This is a genomic window from uncultured Methanobrevibacter sp., from assembly GCF_900314615.1.
Classification (GTDB): Archaea; Methanobacteriota; Methanobacteria; order Methanobacteriales; family Methanobacteriaceae; genus Methanocatella.
Genome location: NZ_OMWA01000021.1, coordinates 45,009 through 62,550 on the forward strand (window position 1 = coordinate 45,009; position 17,542 = coordinate 62,550).

Annotated in this window: 11 protein-coding genes and 1 pseudogene; 5 read left to right on the forward strand and 7 right to left on the reverse strand. The window is 30.4% G+C overall.

The features are described from left to right. Positions 1-2: 2 nt before the first annotated feature. On the forward strand, positions 3-1,736 hold the full coding sequence (locus tag QZN33_RS07930; RefSeq protein ID WP_296790740.1) for a hypothetical protein: 1,734 nt from the start codon (positions 3-5) through the stop codon (positions 1,734-1,736). A gap of 85 nt (positions 1,737-1,821) precedes the next feature. Continuing rightward, the gene (locus QZN33_RS07935) at positions 1,822-2,457 is read left to right on the forward strand and encodes a class I SAM-dependent methyltransferase (RefSeq protein ID WP_296790742.1); all 636 of its coding nucleotides are present in this window, start codon (positions 1,822-1,824) and stop codon (positions 2,455-2,457) included. Between the two features lie 3 nt (positions 2,458-2,460). Here QZN33_RS07935 and QZN33_RS07940 read toward each other — a convergent pair whose 3' ends face one another. Then, positions 2,461-4,833: a glycosyltransferase gene (locus QZN33_RS07940; protein ID WP_296790744.1), complete on the reverse strand. Its 2,373-nt coding sequence runs from the start codon at positions 4,831-4,833 to the stop codon at positions 2,461-2,463. Positions 4,834-5,126: 293 nt separating this feature from the next. Here QZN33_RS07940 and QZN33_RS07945 point away from each other — a divergent pair, with 293 nt between their 5' ends. The 3 genes from QZN33_RS07945 to QZN33_RS07955 are packed head-to-tail and all read left to right on the forward strand — an operon-like array spanning position 5,127 to position 9,310. Next, on the forward strand, positions 5,127-5,930 hold the full coding sequence (locus QZN33_RS07945) for a DapH/DapD/GlmU-related protein (protein ID WP_296790746.1): 804 nt from the start codon (positions 5,127-5,129) through the stop codon (positions 5,928-5,930). 33 nt (positions 5,931-5,963) lie between these two features. After that, a complete protein-coding gene (locus tag QZN33_RS07950) occupies positions 5,964-8,060 on the forward strand; it encodes a glycosyltransferase family 2 protein (protein WP_296790749.1) in 2,097 nt (698 codons plus the stop codon). Positions 8,061-8,062: 2 nt separating this feature from the next. Beyond that, on the forward strand, positions 8,063-9,310 hold the full coding sequence (locus QZN33_RS07955) for a glycosyltransferase (RefSeq protein WP_296790751.1): 1,248 nt from the start codon (positions 8,063-8,065) through the stop codon (positions 9,308-9,310). 3 nt (positions 9,311-9,313) lie between these two features. Here the strand turns inward: QZN33_RS07955 and QZN33_RS07960 are convergent, their stop codons facing one another. The 6 genes and pseudogenes from QZN33_RS07960 to QZN33_RS07985 all read right to left on the reverse strand — a co-directional run. Further along, a complete protein-coding gene (locus QZN33_RS07960; protein ID WP_296790753.1) occupies positions 9,314-11,119 on the reverse strand; it encodes a rhamnan synthesis F family protein in 1,806 nt (601 codons plus the stop codon). A 2-nt stretch (positions 11,120-11,121) separates the two neighbouring features. After that, positions 11,122-13,053, reverse strand: coding sequence for a methyltransferase domain-containing protein (locus QZN33_RS07965; RefSeq protein WP_296790755.1), 1,932 nt, complete (start codon positions 13,051-13,053; stop codon positions 11,122-11,124). 77 nt (positions 13,054-13,130) lie between these two features. After that, entirely contained in the window at positions 13,131-14,930 is a 1,800-nt protein-coding gene (locus QZN33_RS07970) for a rhamnan synthesis F family protein (protein ID WP_296790757.1), read from the reverse strand. A 181-nt stretch (positions 14,931-15,111) separates the two neighbouring features. Beyond that, complete coding sequence (locus tag QZN33_RS07975; RefSeq protein ID WP_296790759.1) at positions 15,112-16,110, reverse strand: ABC transporter ATP-binding protein; 999 nt, start codon at positions 16,108-16,110, stop codon at positions 15,112-15,114. 1 nt (position 16,111) lies between these two features. After that, complete coding sequence (locus tag QZN33_RS07980) at positions 16,112-16,879, reverse strand: ABC transporter permease (RefSeq protein ID WP_296790761.1); 768 nt, start codon at positions 16,877-16,879, stop codon at positions 16,112-16,114. A gap of 345 nt (positions 16,880-17,224) precedes the next feature. Beyond that, positions 17,225-17,542, reverse strand: a pseudogene (locus QZN33_RS07985) (hypothetical protein); the annotation flags it as partial.

A 17,542-nucleotide genomic window follows, 5' to 3' on the forward strand; every position in this document is an offset into this window, starting at 1 on the left:
GAATGGAAAGTTTAACTCATGAAATAATAACAACAACATATGGAGATTTGGAAAAAAATCTAAAAAAAATTCCCATGAACAGACAAGTGGGACTTGTGGTTTTATTAAACGATATTAAATATGAATTTTTATTACATATAAAACCTCAATATGATGATATTATCTGTTTAGGTCCTTCAGGTTTGTCAGATATCGAGAAAATTGAGGAATTTAAATCAAGGCCTATGTTTACCCGCCATAAATGGGATTTTGACAAGTCCATACTATTGTATAATGACAATACCCGTTACGTTTGGGAAGGTGAAACCGGCTCAGGATGGGGAATAGGACTGCCTGGGGATTATTTTTTGGAAAACATAAAAAACATGATTGTCAAAATAACTCAATTCTTTGACATTTTACCTCATAATATTCTCTTTTATGGCAGTTCAATGGGAGGTTTTACATCTATTCAATTGGCCACAATGATTAAGAATTCTTTTGCAATAGCGGAAAATCCTCAGTTTGATGCACGAATTTGGATTAAGAATTATTATCTCAAAAATGGAATGCATTCTAAATTATATGAGAAAGAAACATTAAAACAAATAGAACCTTTCAAATATGATGTTGTAAAAATGATAAGAAAGGAGAAATATATTCCTAATCTGACAATCATTCAGGATAGAAATCCGGAAGATATAAAAAATCATTTAATCTATTTTCTCACGGAATTACATAAATTACCGTTCAGAAGGGAAGATTTTCATAAAATCCGGATTGTTATGGAACCTAATGTCATGCATGTGCCTGTTCCCAAAGAAAAGCTGTATGAAATATTTGAAGTGCATGATGCTATTTCAAAACATAAATTCAAATACAAAATAGATTATGCTGAGTTGGATTTGGCCATTAAAAAAATTAAAGAATTGAACTTATTTGATGAAAAATTTTACACAGAAACTTATTCTAACATTGGACAGCTGGATCCTTTGACACATTATCTGCTTGTCGGATGGAAGGAAGGTAAAAATCCATCAAGACATTTCGAAACGGAATTTTATCTGCAAATTCATGATAATGTGAGTGAATTGGGTGTTAATCCTCTCATTCATTATGTTATCCATGGTATAGATGATAATTTGGCAACAAGTATGTCTGAATATTTGAAGGATAATGAAAATTTAATTAAAGTAATAGAGAATTCGGAGCTATTTGATGAAGAATATTATATTGAACATTATGGAACTACCGAAAATCTTACTCCTGCACAGCATTATTTTATAAAAGGTTGGAGGGAAGGAAGGAACCCCTCTGCGCGTTTTGATACTGAGTTTTATCTGTTTGTTTATGATGATGTGAGTGAATTGGGAATCAATCCTTTGCTTCATTATATCACCCAGGGAATTGAGAATGACTTTGCGACAAATCAGGATGAATATATAAACAAGCATAAAAATGAAATAAGCATGATTGAAAATTCCCGGTTGTTTGATGAAAAATATTATGTTAAACACTGCTGTGACCTTGAAAACCTTACTCCTGCACAGCATTATTTTATAAAAGGATGGAAATGGGGTAATAATCCTTCAAGATTCTTTGACAACAGATATTATCTAGAAAAATATTCTGATGTTCGAAATTTTGGTTTGAACCCTTTATATCATTATTTGAGATATGGAAAAGATGAAAAAAGATTTATTAACAAAAGAGATGAAAATCTATCTCAGTTTTTTGGAAAAATCCGCAAGAAATGATTCTTTTTTTTGAAATGTTGTAATGGATGTTGGATAATTAATTATTAATACTATTTTGAATTAATACTATTTATTGGTGTTTAATATGAGTGTTGAAGATACTGGTGAAATTTTAAATGATATTTTTGGCATGTCTTTAGGTCAGGCAAAATATTTGGAACGATTTATAACATCTAAAAAATTGTCTAATTTATTGGAATTAGGTTTTGCCCATGGTGTTTCTTCATGTTATCTGGCAACCATTTTAAAGGAAAATGGTGGCGGGCATTTAACTACAATTGATTTAGCCAGTGCAGTACATAGGAGGCCTAATATTGAACAATTACTCAATAAGTTAAATCTTAAGGACTATGTATCTGTTTATTATGAATATGAATCATATAATTGGAGATTGATGAAATTTATAGAAGAATATGGCCAACCTCTTTTTGATTTTTGTTATATTGATGGTGCCCATGATTGGAATGTGGATGGATTTGCATTCCTGCTGGTTGATAAATTATTGAAGCCCGGCGGTTGGATTATTTTTGATGATATGGATTGGTCATTCGGATCCAGTCCCTCAATGAGAGAAATGCCTCGCGTTGTAAACATGCCTGATGATGTAAAAAACACACCTCACATCGCTAAGGTTTTTGACGTGCTGGTAAAAAATCATCCTGATTATGGGAATTTTGAAATCACAGATTTCGGATGGGGTATTGCTCAAAAAATTCATTAAAATTCATTCATCTAAAAAATTTTCATATAATATCTGGATAATATTTTCATTTAATTTGCTCATGTTTTGATAAATCACTTTATCATTGTTTAGAATGCTTTCATTGTCACATAATACTATATCCCAGTTTTCAATGTCATCTTCAATAACATTTTCATTATTAAGAATCAGTATTTTTATCAGATTTTTTCTTGAAATTGCATTTTTAACATCAAAATCCTGAGTAAATGAAATCAGTATATCCACATCACAGTCAATGTCCAAATCGGACAGGTCAGTCTTTAAAGATGTGTTATAGTTTTCACGGTTTAAGTAGGAATTTAGTGAATGAATCTGATTTCTCATTTTTGGCTTTTCAATGAAATCAGATGGGGCTGCAAATAGAAAGTGCAATGTTTTATCTGTAAAAAAGTAGTTTTTTTCTATTTTGTCCCTAAGCAATTTTTTAAAGAGATATTCTCCCCATTTTTCACACAGTATGCTGTGGTTTTTAAGATATTGTGATTTTCGAGGTGTTGCTGATTCATGATGGAACAATAATGCGGCTGAAGCAAAGATTACGTCATAGCCTTTCTCATGAAGTTTTAAGTTAAAATCAACATCCTCATATCCATACCAGTATGATTCATCCAGACCTCCCACTTCAAGATAAATGTCTTTTCTAGTTAACATGACCGCTCCTGTAACTGATATGCATTTTCTGTTTACTGAAATGCTGTTATCATAGATGTCTGGAGAAAATCTGCTCTGATTTTGCGGCACATAGAGACATAAGTCATTATCTTTTTCTCTGATGATGTCTCCTGTATGCTGAAGAGTGAATGAATACTCCTGCTGTTTTAAATCATCAAAGAAAGGAAATACCAGTTTCGCTCCGACTGCACCGACATTTTCATTATAAATTATAGTTCCCATCAGTTCGTTCAGCCAGCTGTATGTGGGTTCTATATCATTATTTAAAAGGAGAATATATTCTCCCTTGGCAATTTTTACAGCATCATTGTTTCCCTTTGAAAATGAAACATTTTCCTTATTTTCTATAATTTTAATGTCCATTTCATTCAAGCTTTTCAGATATTTAACTGAATCGTCCTGTGATGCGTTGTCCACCACTATAATTTCATAGTTTGAGTAATTTGTCTTTTTGGAGAAATCCCTGAATAATTTTTTCAAATGCTCCAATCCGTCTTTGTTTAATATGATTATGGATACTAAAGGTTCCGGGTCAAATTCGTAATTGGCAAGATATATCAGATTATTGTTTATGATTGTGTCACGTTTTTTGAAATAGTTTATTTCTCTTCCTTCATCTTTTCCCCATTTTGCATAATGAACCAGCGGATTCAGATTATATCTGGCAACTTTGGGGTATTTATAATTGTAAAAGGATGTGACAAATTCTGCATTCGGATTCTTGTTTTCCTTATGTCCTACTGTCAGATAATGGTACATCGGATCCATGCCGCTTTTTGAAACATCTTGATAATTGTTGAGATAAAATTCTTCATCAAAATAATCTTTTATGGCATTATATTCGTCCCAATATATTTCCTTCCAATATTTTTGCTGAATTTTTGCGATATTTTCTTCTAATGGCTCAGTTAATGCAATGTTGTTTAATTCAGAACTTAAAAAGCAATCCGCCAATGATTTGTGAATGTGCATGGGAGTATTGTTTTCTGTGTATCTTATTATCAAATCCCAATCCACCAGTCTGGACAAATTCCCGTCAAAACCCCCTCTTTGATTGAAGAGAGATTTTTCATGAATGAAAGCGTTGATGTCTATAAAGCTTGTTTTCAATAATTTTTTTCTATTAAAACCCTGATTGAGGACATATGTGTTTCCAGTATTGTGATTAGTTACAGTTACATCACAATATGCACAGTTGTACTCCTCTTTACTGTCCAGATTGTATATTAGTGTACTTAAATATGTTGGATGCCATTGGTTGTCCGAATCAAGATATGCAATCATGTTTCCTGATGCATTTTCAACTCCAAAGTTTCTTGCTTGAGAAACGCCCTGATGAGTTGTTTTAAAGTATCTGATTTTGTTTGATTTTATATGTTTGGAGTATTTTTCCCGAATAAAATCTTCACTACCGTCAGTACTGCCGTCATCAACTATAATTAATTCATAATTTTTAAAAAATTGCTTCAAAACAGAATCAATGGCTTTTGAAATGATTTCTTTCCTGTTGAATGTTGGCATGATGATGGATACGAAATTTTTTTTTTCAAGTTGTTTCATGTCACTTCGTCGCAGTACTTTGTTTAAAAGAGCATCATATATTTTCAAAAAAGTAGGATTGCTTTCATTTTTATATTTTTGTTTAGCATATTCATTTATTTCGGACAGATTTTTCTTTTTCATTAAAAAAACACCAGAATTAATTGTTTGAACCCAAATTTTCAAAAATTAATAATCAAATTAAATTTTGCTTAAAATGATATTTAATACTAACGATTTTTTTTATTTGATGTTTTTTTGCTCTATACACTTTCATAATCCTCAAAATTGATGTATTTTTCTACAGAACAATTAAATCTATGCAAATCTGGGTGATATGATAGTAAATTGAAAATTTCAAGTTTTCGTTTTAATTTGAAATTCATTAAACTATAAATAATTTCACATACAAAGATTATTGTAATAGGTGAGTTTATATGGAACATATTATAAATGTCGCACAGTTTGATCAGATGATTGATAATAAAATAATTGGAAGACCAAAATTAGCTGATTCACATATCATTTTTAATGGTAAAAACAATATTTTAGTATGTGATAACAATGTCGAATTAAACAAGGCAAGCATAGAATTCAACGGGAATAATTCTATAGTCTATTTAGGTTCTAGTTTAAAAAGAGATACCAAATTAAGAATATTTTCCAATTCAACAGCATTCATCGGAAAGTATGTTGACAGCGGTTTGGCTTTAACAATTAATGTTTTTGAAAATCAGAATGTCATAATAGGTGATGACTGCTTTATCGGTGATTATGTCTTCATTTCAAGTTCTGACAATTATCCTATTTATTCATGCGATACTAAAGAAAGATTTAATTATTCACGCAGTGTTTTCATAGGAGATCATGTTTATCTGGGACATAAATCTTCAATTTCAAAAGGAGTTAAGATAGGTTCCGGTTCATTCATTGATAATGCAGCATTTATTCCGGCCAATGCCAAAGTGCCTTCAGGATTGTATTTGTCAGGCAATCCTGCCAAAATTATTAAAAAGAACATATTTTTCACAAAGGATTTTCTTGGAAAGTTCACTGCTGAAGATTCTCTCAATTCAAAAGATTATAAAAGTGATGTCTTTATTTTTAGTGTAGTTGATAAGGAAACATTGTCTATGGATAGCATAGATAAAATATTGAAGGATTTGGATGTAGAATCCAGATTAGAGTTTATTCAGAAATTATTCATTCGAAATAAACGTAAAAACAGATTCAGCATATAATTTTAATTTTATATTTCAGTATGAGTGAATTTCATGGTTGATGTTTCGGTTATCGTCCCGGTATACAATGGGGAGAAGTATTTAAATCAATGTTTGGATTCCATTTCAAACCAAACCCTTGAAAACATTGAAATAATATGCATAAATGACGGGTCTAGTGACAATACCTCTTCAATATTGAAAAAATATTCCTCAAAAGATAACCGGTTCAAAATTATAACAACCGAAAATAGAGGTCAGGGTTGCGCCCGTAATTCTGCTTTGAATGAAGCTATAGGAGAGTATATATCATTTGTTGATGCTGATGATTGGATTGAATCAGATTCATTGGAATTATTGTATAAAAAGGCCAAATCAGATGATTTGGATATGGTATTTTTTCAGATGGTCAATTATATGCAGTCATCAGATAATTTCGTTTCAACAGATTTGTACAATATCAAAAGCTTTGAAAACAACGGAATAAATGAACGTAGTGTTTTTAATCACAATACCACTCAAAAGTTTTTATTTGAAATTCCTGTGGGGCCGGTTTCCAAATTCTACAATCGCCGATTCATTGAGTCAAATAATTTAAGATTTCCCGAGGGAATGTATTTTGAGGATAATGCGTTTTTTTATAATGCTTATTTTCACTGCAAAAAAGCGGGTTTTTTAAAAAAGCAGCTCTATTATAGACGTCGCCATGAGGAATCTGTAACTCAAACATTTGATGAAAGCAAATTTGACATTGTCAAAGCTGCAAATGAAGTTCTGGAAGTATTTGCAAATCATTCGATGTATGATGTTTATAAAGGGGATGTCATCAATCACACATTTTCAATGCTGCTTGAATGGTTTAGGAAATCTCCATTGAATATTCGCCAGAAATTCTATGAAAATATTAAGTACGGATTTATGGGATTTTCAGATTTGAAAAAGGATTTCAGTGAAAATCTGAATTGGGAATATAAAATAATTTTCAGTACTGTCCTAGATAATAATTTTTATTTGGATTTTCTCTGTGATTACAAATTAAAAACAACAGATTATGTTATATATAATGGAAAAAACGAATTTTTAAAGGGAAGCGATGAATATCTGGAATATAAATCTGCTCTATTGAAAAAATTCAAAATCAGTGTTGTAATTCCAATTTATAATAATGAAAGATTCATTCATCGGACATTAATGTCAATTGAAAATCAGAGTTTCGGAATTGAAAATATTGAAGTGTTGATGGTGGATGATAATTCAAACGACAATACCTGTGAGGTTATCCGCCAGTATTGTGATAAATATGAAGGATTCACATCAATCCATATTAAAGAAGGGACAGGATCTCCTGGAACTCCCCGTAACATTGGTCTTTTGGAATCATCATCAGATTATGTGATTTTCCTAGACCATGATGATTTATTTGAAATTGACGCTTTGGAAAAGTTATATCGCACAATAACAGAAAATGATTGTGATTTTGTTTACGGTACCTATGCAAGCATTGATATTGATAAGCCGACAAAAATTGTTTATCCCAATGAAAAACATGGGTATTTTGAAAGTCTATGGGAAAATAAGCGGTCAATTGCATTTCCTCCTCCTTCAATCTGGACCAGATTGTTCAAAAGGGACCTGCTGATTGACAATAACATACTGTTTCCGACAATTTTGGGAGAAGATGCAGTATTTGTATCCAAGGTGCTGTTTAATGCCAAAGGAATATATTATTTATGGGATACGTTGGTTTGTTATCATTATTTGAATTTAAAGTCATATACTAAAAATATCTCTTATAAATATCTTATTGAAGGTTTTACATCAGAAGAATATATGTTCAATTTATATAACAGTTATGATGATGATTTTTATAAGATAAGAGGTGAAGGAATTCTTGATTTTTATATGTCCCAATTTTTTAAATCAAACTTGTCTGATGAGGAAATTATTAAAATTTTCCCTGCGGTGTATGATTTTACTAAAAGATTAAATTCATTGGGTTTGACTCCTCATGTTAGCAAAGAAAATACCATTTTATACGACCATATATTAAATAAAGATGTTGATGCTGTTATCAAGTTTAAAAAGGTTAAACCTCCTAGGAATTTGAAAAGATTCATTAAGAATATTGTTAAAAAAATATTAAGGAAATGACTATGAAAAGAATTTTATATGTGCTGCATTCCGGAGTTACCGGAGGGACATTTCTAACAAATAAGGATTTGATGAGAAATGTTCAAAAGGATTATGAGATTTATTTGCTGACTGCAGAATACAATGATTTAAAAATATACAGATATTATGAAAATGAACTGAAATTTATCAGGAGATATCCCAGACATTTAAATATCAATGTTCCCGTCAATGATTCAGATGTTGTTTTGCATATCTGGAATGCCGAGGAGTTTCACAACAGCTGGTTTGCATTCATTTATTTTGATATCCTTACAAGATTTGATATAGATATGGTACATATTAGGCATTTAATCAATCATACTTTTGATTTGCCACAAGTGGCAAAAAAGTTGGGCATACCTGTCATGTTATCTATGCATGACTTTTATTTTATTTGTCCGTTTTATGTATTATTGGATGAAAACCAGCAATATTGTGCTGGAAAATGCAGCGATAATCGTGAAAACTGTTACTGTCCTATGAATTCATTGGAGAATATAAATTCAAAAGAAATTATCTTGCAATGGAGAAAAAATGTATTGAAAATGTTTTCTTATGTAGATTATTTCGTAACAACTTCCAAAATCGTTAAAAAGCTATTTTTAGACATTTATAGTGACAGATCAATAATCAATTCTGAAAATTTCAGGGTTATAGAACATGGCCGTGATTTTCCTAAGTTGGATAAAAATTATTTTGAAATTCCTTCCTTTAAAAAACCTGTAAAAATATTGTGCCCGGCAAATAACTTAAATGCTATGAAAGGGTCTCATCTGATTAAAGAGATGAAACGTGTAGATAAGGATAACCTAATTGAATTTCATTTTTTAGGCAATTGTTTTGACGATATTGGGGAATATGGAATTGCACACGGCACATATGAACGGGACGATTTTTATAAAAAGGTAGCTGAAATAAAACCTTCATTTATAGGAATTTTTTCAATATGGCCTGAAACATTCTGCCACACGCTTACTGAAGCATGGAGCTGTGGAATCCCTGCTATCGGAACAAATATTGGTGTGATAGAAGATAGGATAATAAAAAATAATGGCGGATGGATTATCGACAGGGACAATCCTAAAACAATTTTCAGCCTTTTGGAAGACATTATTAAAAATGAAAAATATATGGAAATGGTTGACAATGTTTCCAAAATCTCTTTAAAGGACACTAACGCAATGGCTCAGGAATATATTGAAATATATGAATTAATGTTAAGCGAATAGTATTTACTTTAAGGATTGTCTGATTTTTGCAAAACCGTTTCTTAATGAGTTAACGAATCCGAAAAATCCTCTGCTGTATACAAAATATTTTGAAGTAACAGGTTTTATGTTATTGGTTATGACTTCAAACATATAGGAGTTATTGAAAAGTTCAGACCTCGCATATTCGTCGGTCATAACAAATTCTGTGTAATATCCTTCACTTGCAGCTACGTATCCGTAAATTCTTTCAAGCGCATGGCTGACAGTGCCGTTACCTGGCATAGGCTCTTTTGGAAAGTCTTCATAATCCCAATGCAAATCAAAAAGAGGTTTTAATGCATCATATCTCGCCCAGAAACAATTGCCGATAGATACTGGAGGGAATTTTTTAGTTATTGGTGTAACGATTCCCATTTGATCGAGAACTTCTCTAGCTTCTTTGAAATTTGCACTCCAATAGTCGGTTATATAATCATTGAAATATGTTCCATGATAAATTCTTGGAGGGACAATAATTCCTAAACTAGGATTATTGTCAAATTCCCGGATTATTTCATCAATATAACTTTGACTTGCAAGGTTATTTTCCCATAAGATGTCTCTAAATGTTGCACCTACTGTAACATATTCTTTTGCAGAGGATTTTTTATCATGCATGAAACAGAAATAATCATAATCCCTGACGATATCACTGGCTCCCACCAGTAATGCGGCCATGTCTCTTCCGTGAGGTTCTATTTTAATGACATTCACATTATTTTTAAGATTGTATGCAATGTTTTGTTCAAAAAATTCCTTCTTTTCACAGGTATCTGTGGTTATGAGGATGTCTATGTACTGTGGAACATTTTTTAAATAGTTGAAAGCATATTCCCAGATGTCATCGTAATACAAGTGAACAATTATGAGAACCTTTTTTTCGCTGCTGTATTGGGCATACTGTTCTTTAGGAATTATTTTGACTAAATTAAGGACATCTGCCACATGACTTGGATCCATTATCCTAAGCAGATACTTATAGATTAAAGAAATGTCATAGTTGGAATTTTCTTTTAAGTAGGTTAGGGTATCTGACAAGTCTGATGCCATATTGTATCTTAAATGAATCTCTCTAGGTAATTTGAATGTTTTCCGTTTCAGCACTGGCAAATTCCGGTTGGCTACCAAATTATACATGTCATATGCATAAAGATTCATAGCTTTTTCTTTGCTCTCTTCTAAATCTTCCGTTTCAACATATGCCTTCCAGCTAAAACCCAAATCCTCGAAATGCTTGGTTAATACAGCTTCGTGTTTGAATGCCAAATCAGCGGGAGTTTCATAATTTGGGAGGTTAATCCAATATTTTTTGAATTCAGTTGATTTGAGGAGATTCTGCCGGAATGCCAAAAAGTAAGTCTGAAGATGCCTTGGCCTATAACCGTAAGGACATAAATTATCGGAATTCGGTGCTTCTCCATGAGCAGTTATGCCCCAAAAGTCCACGTCTTTATCGTCCATTTTATCAAATATTTCCTTAAATGGATATATCGGACCGAAAAATGCATCATTAAATAGAATCACTTCATCAAACTCTGAAAGATTTCTAAATCCGATATCTGACATCACTTCTCTCCAGGCGCCTGCATCAAAACCGAGGTCATCTCTAAAATAGATTTCATTATCGCTGTATTTGCTTAATTTATAGATGCTTTCCTGTGTGAGCGGGCCATTTGTTACAATAAACAGTTCATTCAGATTTTCACAAATGTCTTCAAGCATATAATATATGTAATCGTCAATGATTCCATTAACGTCAAAGCAGTAAAAGATTCCAAGACGCTTCATTGTCAGTCTCCTCGTTTCTTATTCAGGGCGTGATTAACTTTTCTAATAGGCTTTGTTATTTTCCATGAGTTTGAATTTTCAAATTCATTAATTTTTTTAGTTTTTGCTTCGAGTTCACGATTTTTAATATTGATTTGCTGATTTAAAGTATTAATTCTATTATTCAGGTTGTTAATCTGTCTGTTTTTATTGTTGATTTGGATATGCAGGTTATCAATTTGGTCAATCTTATTTAAAATAATTTTTCTTTGATTTAAAACCATATCATTTTTTATTTGTTCTATTTTATCTTCATCAACATCATCATATTTTAAATATAAGTCAACATAATCCTCCAGTTCTTCATCATCCTCATTATCCTCGTTTATATTTACAATGCTTCGCTGAGGTTTAGGAAGATAACTGAATACATATTTCATGAAATTATGATCCCATTCTCTAAATAGATTAAAGTTTGATGAATCCAGATTGAAATAATTGAAAATTTCTTCGATGCTTATGAACTCTTTAAAGACATTGTTTGTGAGCGTGTAATGCAGTAAACATCTATAAAAGATGTATTCAAGTGGAATTTGAAAATCAAATATCCATTCATAGTCAATAGCAACAAATTCTTCATCAATTACAAAAATGTTGCTGAAAATCAAATCGAGATTTGATTTATTGTGGCAATGGAACATTACCTTGGATTCTTTTTCAAATACTTCCAAAAATTTATCATCAGCATATTCCTGTGATTCAAATGAATTATAAAACAGTGCATTGTAATAATCTTCAAGCAATCTGAAAAATTCATCTTTATCCTCATTGAGGATGGCTTCCAAAACATAATCTTCCAAAGATTTTTCATTCAAAATTTCATATTTAATTGCATTGCCGTCTAAGTTACAGTCTAAATATCTTATTTTTCCCAGTTTGAATTTGCTTTCCGAATACATATTAATGATATGCTTATATGATCTGATTGAAAATGGGGCTTTGTATACGAATCCGTCAGATTTGATGGTTGTTATTGTTCTGAAATCTTCAAGCCTGTCAGCATTCAGCTTTACAAAATCTATATCATCACTTTGAAATCCATTTTTGCAATTTCTAATTTCCACTAAAAATGAGTTGGCAAAATATGCTGCCATTCCTTCTTTAGCCAAGCCCTGATTTAAAACATCTTCTCTAAAAAAATCAGACCTGTAGTCGAAATAATCCAGTCTTCTTTCAAAAGGAATTTCATTCACAAATTTATCAGTATGGATAACTAGTGGAAATTCATGATTCGGATAAGGATAGAAAAATTTATAATTGTCAAATCCGGATGAAATTATTATATTTTCAAGTTCTGTTTTTGAAAAAGTCTCAACATAATTCACATTATTATAACCGTTTATTCCTGCAAAATATAGGTTGGAATGTTCTTCTTTAAATCCCGCAAAATAATTCAATCCTAAACGATTGCTCATAGCTATTAAAATTACTCCATCTTCCTTTAAAAAATTCTTTAAGTAAATCAAGTAATCTTCATAAGGATTTTTAGAATCCAGAAAAGATTTTGCATATTCAAATATATTGCATAAAATTATATAATCAAATTTTTCATCAATACTAATATCATTAAACTCTGAAATGATTATCTCTGCATCAGGAGCTCTTTTAGAAATTATTTCTCCTTTGATGAGCTCATCTTCAATACAGACGACTCGATTAACTTTTTTTGTAAATAATTCAGTTAACTGCCCGTAACTTGAACCGATTTCCAGTAAATTTGCATCTTTTTTAAAGGGGTACCAGTTAAATAAATTATGTCTTAAATGTGATAAAAAATAGTAAGTTTGATAGGAATTGTCTTCTTCAGTCAATTCCAGGAAATCATATTTCCCAAAATCAATATTTTTTAATTTATTTTCAATTGTTTCATCTTCATATAATCGTTTAAAATTCATGCTGTTGACCTACAAGAAATTATATGTTTTAATTTCATTTAAATTTTTATAATGTTTCAATTATTTAAATCGTAATGTCATTTTCCAATTCTTTTTCTGAAGTTATTTTTGATTGAATCCACAAATCCGAAAAATCCGTGTCTGTATGTGAAAAATCCGCTGCCGTGTGCTATGAAATTTTTAATAGTACTTGAAAACATATAGGATTTGTTAAAGTATTCTGATCTGGCATATTCATCGGTCATAACAAATTCAGTGTAATATCCTTCACTTGCAGCTACATATCCGTGAATTCTTTCAAGCGCATGGCTGACCGTGCCGTCAGCAGGCATAGGTTCTTGCGGAAAATCATCATAATCCCAATTTAATTCAAAAAGCGGTTTTAATGCATCATATTTTGCCCAAAAACAGTTTCCTATTGCCAATGGAGGAGCATTTCTTGAAATTTTTGAATCAATATTCATTTTATCTAAAAGATTGAGGACTTCATCATAGCATAATGTCCAGTAGTTGTTAACATATGAATGGAAATATGTGCCATGATAAACTCTTGGGGGCACTATCAGTCCTAAAGATGGGTTATTATCAAATTCTCTGACGATTCCATTGATATATCCCGGACTTGCAAGGTTATTTTCCCATAAAATGTCTCTGAAAGTTGCACCAACTGTAATGAATTCCTTTCCCTGGGATTTTTTATCATGCATAAAGCAGAAATAGTCATAGTCTTTAACTATATCATGGGCTCCAACCAGTAGCGCAGCCATGTCTCTTCCCTGTGATTCGATTTTTAAGACTTTACTGTGGTTTTCTAAATTTTTCGAAATATTATCTTCAAAGAACTTTTTCTTGTTTAGGGAATCTGTTGTTATGAGTATGTCAATGTATTTCGGAACATTTTTCAGATAATTGAAAGCATACTCCCATAAATCATCATAATATAAATGAACAACCAATAAAACCTTTTTGTCTGTGCTGTATTGGAAAGGCTGATTTTTAGGGATGATTTTAACTAAATTGAGAATATCCGCCAGTTGGCTAGGCTCCATTGTTCTTAGGAAATACTTATAAATCAGTGAAGTATCATAATCGGTATTTTCTTCTATGTATTTAATGGTATTGGAAATATCTGACGCCATATTGTATCTTAAATGAATGTCTCTAGGCAATTTGAATGCCTTTCTTTTTAAAACAGGCAGTCCTCTGTTAGTGACCATATTGTACATGTCATAAGTATGAAAACTCATAGCCTTTTCTCTTGGTCCTTCCAGATCTCCGGATTCAACATATGATTTCCATTTGTAACCTAAATCCTCGAAATACTTTGTAAACACAGCACCGTGCTTGAAAGCCAAGTCCTCGAAAGTTTCATAATCTGGAAGATTAGCCCAATATTCCTGAAATTCCACGGATTTGACAAGTTTCTTTCTAAATGCTAAAAAATATGTCTGAAGGTATCTTGGTCTATATCCGTAAGGGCACAGGTCTCGGGAATTAGGTGCTTCTCCATGATTGGTTATTCCCCAGTAATCTACGTCTTCCCCGTCCATTTTATCAAACATTTCTTTAAACGGGTAAATTGGTCCAAAAAATGAATCGTTAAAAAGTATAATTTCATCAAATTTTGTTAGTTTTATAAAACCAACATTCAGTATCACATCCCGCCATGCGCCTGCATCAAAACCGACATTGTCTCTAATGACAATATCATGTTCTGTATACTTTTTTAATCGAGACATGCTTTCTTCATTAAGATATCCGTTAGAAACGATGATTAGCTCTTCTAAATTCTGGCAGATATCATCTAACATGTAATAGATATAATCATCGATAATTCCATCAACATCAAAGCATAAAAAAATACCGAAACGCTTCATTAAAACACCACATTTTTAAGTTTCAATTGAAAATATTCTTGAATATGTTTGCTCATAATTTTGTTTAAAGGATTATTTGTTCAAACATTTTATTTTAACTATTTCTTTCATTCTTTTGTAATTTTTTGAATTTAATAGTTATTCTTAAAATTTTTATTTGTTAAAATTTATGGATTAAAGTTTATCTAAACTCGATATTTGCCAATTGTTCATTACTTGCTTTTTCAGCATCTTTTAGGTAATGATCACAAATTGTATTGACATCCCCTATTTCTTTAAGACTTCCCTCATTAATCCAAATTGCTTTATCACATAAATCTCTAATTTGAGGTATTGAATGGGATACTAAAAGTACTGTTGTCCCTCCGTCCATTAATGATTTGATTTTATCCCTACTTTTTTTAAAGAAATTTACATCACCAACTCCTAATACTTCGTCAATAATTAATATGTCTGGATTTACAGCAGTAGCAATTGAAAACCCTAACTTTGCAAGCATACCTGATGAATAGTTTTTAATTGGAATATCAATGAACTCTCCTAATTCAGAAAATTCTATAATTTCATTTTCTTTACTTTCTAAAAATTTTTTATCATAGCCTAAAACTGCACCATTCAAAAAAATATTTTGCCTTCCTGTACCATTATAATCAAAACCTGCTCCTAATGAAAGTAATGGTGAAATATTTCCGTTTGTTTTAACAAATCCTTTATCTGGGGGATAAATTCCAGTAATGAGACTTAATAATGTAGACTTTCCAGCACCGTTAAATCCGATTATCCCTACTTTTTCCCCTTTATAAATTTTAAAAGAAATGTCTTTTAAAGCATGTATTTTTAATTTTCCGGGATTTTTTCTTTGAATTGTACGAATAAAAGACTCTTTGATTGTATCTACTTTTTCACTTGAAACTTCAAAAGTTAAGTCAACATGATTTACTTCAATAGAGATGTGTTTATTATAATCTGGGAGAATATTTTCTAAAATATTATCTACATTTTTCTTTTTCATTTTTTGGTCTTGTTTTTTATGCATAATCTTTTTATTTGATTTATCTGTTTCATGTGATGAAATATTATGTTTTTCTATTAATTCAACTTTTAATTTTTCTTGTTCATGATGTTGCAAAGATTTATTTTTTTTTAAATTTGTATTTATTTTTTTGTTATTTCTTTCCATCTTAAAACCTCATTGCAACTTTCTTCTCATATTTTTTAAAAATAATCACACCTAATATTAATATGATTGTTGATAATAATAATGAATTTATCATGTTTAATGTATTTGGAATTGTTCCCATATAAACAAAACATCTAAATTGATCTATAATCCAAAATAATGGATTTAAAATCATATATTGATGAAAGGGTTCGGGAATGATGCTCATGGGATAGAATATTGCTGATGCATATAATAACATCATTGAGAATACTGTCCATAAATGAATTATGTCTGTGTAATAAACACAGGTAATTGATAAAATTAATCCTAAACCGATTATCATAAGTGTTAATGAAAATATGGGTATGATTGCAAGAGGTATTGTTATATGAAATTGTGCATGTGTAACAACCATTACTGCAAGCAATAAAATTAAATAAATTATGAATGTAATATATTCCGAAAAAATACCTCCAAGAACAAAAACATACTTTGGCGCGGCAGTTTTTTGCAATATGTTTTTATTTCCTTTAATTGACCTCATTGCTATGGAAATTCCACTATTAAAAAACTCAAAAATACATCGTCCTGATAAAAAGTATACTGGAAAGTTCACAATATTCTTTCCAAATAATGTAGAAAAAATGATTGTAAATAAAATTGTTAGTAATAATGGGTTTAAAATTGTCCATATTACTCCTAAAACTGAATCTTTATATTTTGATAAAAAATTTTTTTTAACCAGTTCACTTAATAAAAAAAGGTCATTTTCTTTAATGAAATTCATAACATAATCACGTACTGTATAATTTATATAAATAAATTTTAGTTAGTACTATTATTTAATAATTTAGTTTTCATATAATGTATTTATTTAAATTTGGTTTTTCATTATACTATTTTTTTTGAATATTTTATTTAACAATTTACTCATTGTCTATATGTTTTTTTGCTTTTTGAGATGCTTCAAGGGGTATTTTTCATTTTTTTATTATTTTCCGATGTTTAATATAATTTATTCTTTCAGAGTTAACTTTGTGTTCATTAGTTATTTTTTTTTAATTTATGCATCTTCTAAAGTTGCTTTTTGCTTTTTTGACTAAAAATCTAAAATCAATTTTGCTGGACACCATTATCTTGACCTTAATTTTCTAAAGGGTTCTGTAAGTTTCCAACTATTTGAAGTCTTCATTTCATTTATTATTTTTTTTAATTGGTCAATTTCTTTTGTTAATATTTCATTTTTTTCATTTAATTCTTTTTTTTCTTCAGTTAAAGCATGTATTGTGGCTTTATTTTTATTTTCTTTTTCTATATATTTTTCTATTTTACTTTTTAATTCTGTGTCTGATTTAGTTAGTTCGTTATTTTTGTTATTTAGGTTAGTATTTTTTTTAGTTAGTTCGTTATTTTTGTTATTTAGGTTAGTATTTTTTTTAGTTAGTTCGTT